Source organism: Pontimicrobium sp. MEBiC01747, from assembly GCF_053601635.1.
In genome coordinates, this window is sequence record NZ_JBSHNS010000016.1 from 1 (window position 1) to 780 (window position 780).

A 780-nucleotide genomic window follows, 5' to 3' on the forward strand; every position below is an offset into this window, starting at 1 on the left:
GCTCTTTAACTTCTTTTGCTTACGATATAAATGAAGTTTTATATGGACTATCTGCTGCACACGTTCTTTTAGGAGAAAATAATGATGCAGACCCATATGATATAATAAGAATTAGGAATACAGAAACGAATAGATGGATAAATGCAGGGGTGTTAATCAAATCAATATATTCAAATGGGCTAAATAAAGCTTCAGATTTTGGTACAGTTGATGCTGGAATATTTCAACTAAATAATTCTTTTAAAAATAAAATAAAAAGTAAATTAAAAAGACTGACTTTTAGTAAATATTTAGAAGGTAATCCAAATGTAATGTTAGGGAAAACATTATATTCTTATAGTCCTATGGAAGAAAAAAAAATAAGAGGAAAAGTAGTGGATATTTTTTATAAAACATCGGATAGATATCCTAGGAAATTTGATTTAATAATTGAAAATTTAGATAGTGGAGTATTGACTAAGGGAGGAGATTCAGGTATAATATGGAAAGATAATCAAGGTAAAGCAGTGGCAATGCATATACGTGGAGATAAAAGAACTAATCGTTTTTCATATTCGACCTTTATTGATAGAGTGACAAGGAACCTAAATATAAGATTATTAGAAATCAAGCTATAATTCCCATTCCATACACATTTTGCCTCCACTCCTCTGCCCTAGTTGCAAAAAGAGTATTCCATTATATTTTAAAGAAACTTTTGGGATAGGAAAAAAATCTAAAAAGAAAAGTAGTTATTTATAATCACTTTTTTCTCCCAAGCAAAGTTACATAACGCAGAAC

At 29.1% G+C, this 780-nt stretch carries 1 protein-coding gene; it reads left to right on the forward strand.

What is annotated here, in order from left to right; genetic code table 11:
• Window positions 1-617: hypothetical protein (locus ACVC2P_RS00125; protein WP_452596460.1), on the forward strand; the 617-nt coding region annotated here is incomplete at its 5' end.
• Window positions 618-780 lie beyond the last annotated feature (163 nt).